This window comes from Actinoplanes sp. NPDC051633, assembly GCF_040681735.1.
Lineage (GTDB): Bacteria > Actinomycetota > Actinomycetes > Mycobacteriales > Micromonosporaceae > Actinoplanes.
The window spans coordinates 1-2035 of the sequence record NZ_JBFAZH010001304.1 but is presented as its reverse complement, the minus strand read 5'-3'; the positions used below and the strand labels follow the sequence as shown (position 1 = coordinate 2035).

Annotated in this window: 2 protein-coding genes; one reads left to right on the top strand and one right to left on the bottom strand. The window is 72.7% G+C overall.

What is annotated here, in order from left to right; translation table 11 throughout:
• On the bottom strand, nt 1-619 hold a 619-nt coding region (locus AB0M20_RS40360; protein ID WP_364306450.1), incomplete at its 3' end, for a hypothetical protein.
• Between the two features lie 197 nt (nt 620-816).
• Between AB0M20_RS40360 and AB0M20_RS40355 the strand changes: the two genes are divergently transcribed.
• Nucleotides 817-1962, top strand: coding sequence for a sensor histidine kinase (locus AB0M20_RS40355; protein WP_364306449.1), 1146 nt, complete (start codon nt 817-819; stop codon nt 1960-1962).
• The last annotated feature ends 73 nt before the right edge of the window (nt 1963-2035 follow it).

Sequence of the window (2035 nt, the reverse complement as noted above, 5' to 3'; positions counted from 1 at the left end):
CCAGCGGCGCGCAGCAGGCCGCACCCACCAGGCTGCCGACTACCGCGCCGGCGAAGCCGCCGACCATCGGGCCCGCGATCATCGGGAGCAACGCGACGGGCGCCGCCCACCAGCCGATCACGCCGTTGCGGGCCAGCCCCGCCATCGCGATCGCGGGCATCACCAGGCCGAGCGCGATGCCCGAGGTGAGCCAGAAGCTCATCGACGGGTCGGCGTTGACCTTCGACGTGATGGCGACCGCCTGGTCCAGCCCGACCACCGCGGGTCCGGCCGCGTTGAACCAGTCCGCGAAGATCAGCCCGGACATCTGGATCGCCCCGAGCATGCCGCCGGCCACGCCGATCGTGGCGATCGTCCGGCCCCGCCGGCCCCGCAGCAGGGTGAGCAGCGCGGGCAGTCCGAGGGCCAGGACCACCCAGAAGTAGTGGTAGAAGTTCGCGGACAGGATCGACAGGTCCCAGTCGCGGGCCAGCGACTCCAGGTAGGCCGGCGTCGAGTCGTCGTCCTGGGCCGGAGTGGTCACCATCGCGCCGAAGAGCAGCGCCGGGGTGGCCAGCAGGGCGATGCCCGCCAACCGGCGAACGAGGTTGTTGTTGCTGGTCAGGTCGTTGTTCGTCATGGGAGAAAAGCTATTCGCGGCCCCCCGCACCGCGGATCGGCGTGCGAGCCCGACTCCTCTGCGACCGCGGGATACCCCGGCCGCCGGAGCCGTCATACCCGGGGATGACGATCGGGCCGCAGAGATCCTCCCCAGATCTGATTCGGAGGTGGCCCGGCACTGGCTACCTTCACGTCTAGCTCTTGGAGGAGGCAGATTTGCATACCCCGCGCACTCGACGTCAGTGGTTGATCGCCGGCCTGGTCGTCGCCCTGATCTGGGCGCTCGTCGTGCTCGCGGAGATGAACGGCAGCAAGGTGCCGCAGGGTCCGGGCCCGCACGAGATCGGCCTCGCGGTGCTGATGTTCCTCTGCTTTCCCCTGGCGGCGTGTCTTCCGGTCACCGCGATGGTGCTGGCCGTGCTGGTGGCGCCCTACGCGGCATTCGTCGGCCTGCCCGGCGTGGGCGGCTCGCAGCTGATCGCCGAGCTGATCCTGGTGGCCTTCGCGGCATACCGGGGGCCACCGCGCCGCGCGGCGCTCGCCGCCCTCGCCGCCGCGGTGCTGCCCGCCCTCGCGCTGGTGCTGGCCGGTGAGACCAGCTGGGAGTTCGTGTTCTTCGGTGTGCTGGTGGCCTTCGGCTGGAGCCTCGGCACACTGCTGCGGCGCGAGCAGGAGCGGTCGTTGCGGCTGACCAGGCTGACCCAGGAGCTGGCCGCGGCGCGGGCGGCGGTGACCCGGGCCGCCATCGACGACGAGCGCGCCCGGATCTCGCGCGAGCTGCACGACGCCGTGGCACACACGGTGAGCGTGATGACCATGCAGGCCGGCGTGGTGCGGCGCCGGCTCTCCGACCGGCCGGTCGAGCGGGACGCGCTGGCGCAGGTCGAGGAGCTGGGCCGGCGCAGTGTGGCGGAGATCCGGCGGGTGGTCGGGCTGCTGCGCCCCGACGACAGCGACGGGCTGGGCCCGCAGCCGTCGCTGCGCCGCCTCGACGATCTGGTGGCGCAGGTGCGCGCCGCCGGGCTCGATGTGCGGCTGACCGTGGCCGGCGAGCCCGGCGAGCTGCCCGCCGGCCTGGACATGTCGGCCTACCGCGTCACGCAGGAGGCACTGACCAACGTGCTGCGGCACGCCGAGGCGTCGGTCGCGACGGTCGAAGTCGACTACCGGCCGGAGGCCGTGTGCCTGACCGTGACCGACAACGGCCGCGGCCCGGGCGACGAGACGACGTCGGACGGCCACGGCCTGGTCGGCATGCGGGAGCGGGTGGGCATGTTCGGTGGCCGGCTGGAGACCGGTCCGCGCGACGGCGGCGGCTTCCGGGTCGCGGCGTCCTTCCCGCTCACCGAGGTGGCCCGGTGATCCGGGTGGTGCTCGCCGACGACGAGGCGATCATGCGCGCCGGGCTGCGCATGCTGATCTCCGACGAGACGGA